Origin of the sequence: Trinickia sp., assembly GCF_051961175.1 — a bacterium.
Taxonomy (GTDB): Bacteria; Pseudomonadota; Gammaproteobacteria; order Burkholderiales; family Burkholderiaceae; genus Trinickia.
On record NZ_JBQCDN010000358.1, the window covers coordinates 1 to 2,907 of the forward strand.

At 66.0% G+C, this 2,907-nt stretch carries 3 protein-coding genes and 1 pseudogene; all 4 read left to right on the plus strand.

The window, feature by feature from the left end:
• Window positions 1-305, plus strand: a pseudogene (locus tag ACTHL0_RS20670) (FAD-dependent oxidoreductase); the annotation flags it as partial.
• A 107-nt stretch (window positions 306-412) separates the two neighbouring features.
• Window positions 413-610 (plus strand): sulfur carrier protein ThiS, encoded by a 198-nt coding sequence (gene thiS / locus ACTHL0_RS20675; protein ID WP_440568751.1) that lies wholly within the window; start codon window positions 413-415, stop codon window positions 608-610.
• Between the two features lie 169 nt (window positions 611-779).
• Window positions 780-1,604: a thiazole synthase gene (locus ACTHL0_RS20680; protein WP_440568752.1), complete on the plus strand. Its 825-nt coding sequence runs from the start codon at window positions 780-782 to the stop codon at window positions 1,602-1,604.
• A gap of 70 nt (window positions 1,605-1,674) precedes the next feature.
• Entirely contained in the window at window positions 1,675-2,775 is a 1,101-nt protein-coding gene (thiE, locus tag ACTHL0_RS20685) for a thiamine phosphate synthase (protein ID WP_440568753.1), read from the plus strand.
• The last annotated feature ends 132 nt before the right edge of the window (window positions 2,776-2,907 follow it).

The window sequence follows — 2,907 nt, forward strand, 5'->3', positions numbered from 1 at the left end:
ATCCGGGATTCGGCGAGGCGCGCATCCTCGAACTGAACACGCAGTGTCGTCCGACGCTGCCCGATCATCGTCCCGCCATCAGTTGGGACGGCGCACAAGCGCTTACAGTGAACGGGCTCTATCGCCATGGTTATATGATCGCGCCCGAGGTTTCGAAGGCGGCAGCGGATCTGGCTGTCGCGTTGCTGACAGGCCAGGTAAAGGATGCCGACAGTTTTGGCACGCTGCGCGCGCAATCGCGTTGGGCGGCGATGCTGCATGGCGCGGGCGCGCATGCGAGCGTCGCGCCGCCTCTCGGCGCATGACGAGCGGCCCGCCGTCGATGCAAGTACTTGCTGCGGGTCGAAGAAATTCGCCTCGCCTATATAGCTTAGTGATTACTCAAACGCAAACGCGAAACGTATCGCCGATCATGGATATTCAGATCAACCAAACACCGCTGTCGCTGCCCGAGCAAGCGACGCTCGCCGACGCCCTGTCGCTTTTCGGCGCCCGTCCGCCGTTCGCCGTCGCGGTGAACGGCGAGTTCGTCTCGCGTGGCTTGCACGCGGTCCGGACTTTGCAACCGGGCGACAAGATCGACGTCGTTCACCCCGTGGCGGGCGGTTAAGCGCCGTCCGCCCCCGCGAGCCGGGTGCGAAATCGAAGCGGGCCGATACCTTGCTCGTCCGATCGCGCAGCCGGACCGACACGGCCGACGAACCTGGTGTGTTTTTCAAACCCGCGTTCCGAGCCCGCTTTTTCGAGTCTCTTTGCATCCGAGCTTCACAGGACAACCGATGAACTCCGCTTCCGATCCCGTCACCTTGCCCGCCGACGCACTGACGCTGTACGGCACCGCTTTCGCGAGCCGCGTGCTGCTCGGCACGTCGCGTTATCCCTCTTTGCAATCGCTGGCCGATTCGATCGATGCCGGGCGGCCGGGGATGGTGACCGTCGCGCTGCGCCGGCAGATGAACGCGCAGACGGCCGAAGCCGGCTTCTTCGATTTGCTCAAGGCGCGCGGGGTGCCGCTGCTGCCGAACACGGCCGGTTGCCAAAGCGTGGCCGAAGCGGTGACTACGGCCCATATGGCGCGCGAGGTCTTTGAAACCGACTGGATCAAGCTCGAACTGATCGGCGACGACTACACGCTGCAGCCCGATCCGATCGGCTTGATCGAAGCGGCGGAGCGGCTCGTCAAAGACGGCTTCAAGGTACTGCCGTACTGCACCGAAGATCTGGTGGTCGGGCGCCGGCTGCTCGATGCGGGTTGCGAAGCGTTGATGCCGTGGGGCGCGCCGATCGGCACGGGCAAGGGTGTCGTCAACCCGTACGGTTTGCGCGTGCTGCGCGAGCGGCTGCCCGACGTTCCGTTGATCGTCGATGCCGGCCTTGGCGTGCCGTCCCATGCCTGTCAGGTCATGGAGTGGGGATTCGACGGCGTGCTGCTGAACACGGCCGTCTCCCAAGCCACGCACCCGGCAGCGATGGCACGCGCATTCGCGTTGGCTGTCGAAGCCGGCCGCGAGGCGTACGTTGCCGGGCCGATGGCCGAGCGCGAAAGTGCCGAGGCGAGTACGCCCGTCGTCGGGATGCCGTTCTGGCACCAGGATCGATCATGAGTACGGGATGCGTTCGGATGGCTAAGTCGCTCGGCACCGCCTACGCAATCGACAGCGTATGGAGTCAAGCATGCGAACCCTGACGCTGTCCGACCGCGACTATTTCTGGCCGCCGGCCGACGAGTTGATCGAGGCAGCGGAGCGGATTCGCGCGCAGCTCGGCGACTGGCCGCGCGCTGGCCGCGCGTGGCGCATTTGCCTCACGCCGCACGAGACGGTGACGGCGGACGACCTGATCGTCCTCATCGGCCGCGAGGCCGAACCGTTGGACGCCGCGGCGTGGCGCGCGGCCGGCGCGGGTTTCATCGAAGCCGACGCGAACGGCGCGACGCTGACGATGGCGAACGGCGAGCGGTTTGCGCTGAAAGGGCCCCCGGCCGAGGATTGGCTCGCTGCGCTTGCGGCCTTTCTCGATTGTGGTTTCGAGCCGCACGACGCGCTGGTACTGGCGCTCGCCTGGCGAGACGGCGACGAGACCCAGGGCGAAGACGCGTGGCCCGTCGACCTGTCGCGCTTTCCGCGTGTGGCGGGGCTGCCGGCTGCGCCTGTGCCGGCGTTCCCGGCATGTGAGTCACCGCTCGGCCTCTATCCCGTGTTGCCGAGCGCGCAATGGGTCGAGCGCGTGCTGGCGCTTGGCGTCCGAACCGTGCAATTGCGCGTGAAAGACTTGGCGCCCGATGCGCTTCGCGAGGAAATCGCGCAAGCCGTGGCCGCGGGCCGCCGTCATGGCGCCAGCGTCTTCATCAACGACCATTGGCGCGAGGCGGCGCAAGCGGGCGCCTATGGCGTGCATCTGGGGCAGGAAGATCTCGACACGGCGGATCTGAGCGAAATCGCGCACTCGGGGCTGCGCCTGGGTCTATCCACGCACGGTTACTACGAAATGCTGCGGGCTTTGCGTGTCCGGCCGAGCTATCTGGCCTTCGGCCCGGTATTCCCGACCGGGACGAAGATCGTCGCAACGGCGCCACAGGGGCTCGCGCGCCTCGAACGCTACGTTCGGCTGCTTCGCGAGCATGTCCCGCTCGTCGCCATCGGTGGCATCGACCTTGCGCGATTGCCCTCCGTGCTCGCAACCGGCGTTGGCAGCGCGGCGCTCGTCAGTGCGATTACCGGGGCCGGGGATCCGGCGCAGGCGGTTCAACAATTACAACAGGCTTTCACGGCGTAGCGTGCCCGCAACACGCAGACGGACGACGAGCGGAGACAACACACCGTTGCATAGGCGGTCGTGGTCGTGTCAACACAGGGTAATCGCTGAGGCCCTATAATTCCGCTTCCGCGTAATAGGAAAGTCCGCTTC

What these genes read in the sequence shown, in the direction of transcription:
- ACTHL0_RS20680 (WP_440568752.1), top strand. Translation starts at nt 780, where the DNA reads ATGAACTCCGCTTCCGATCCCGTCACCTTGCCCGCCGACGCACTGACG.
- thiE (WP_440568753.1), top strand. Translation starts at nt 1,675, where the DNA reads ATGCGAACCCTGACGCTGTCCGACCGCGACTATTTCTGGCCGCCGGCC.
- thiS (WP_440568751.1), top strand. Translation starts at nt 413, where the DNA reads ATGGATATTCAGATCAACCAAACACCGCTGTCGCTGCCCGAGCAAGCG.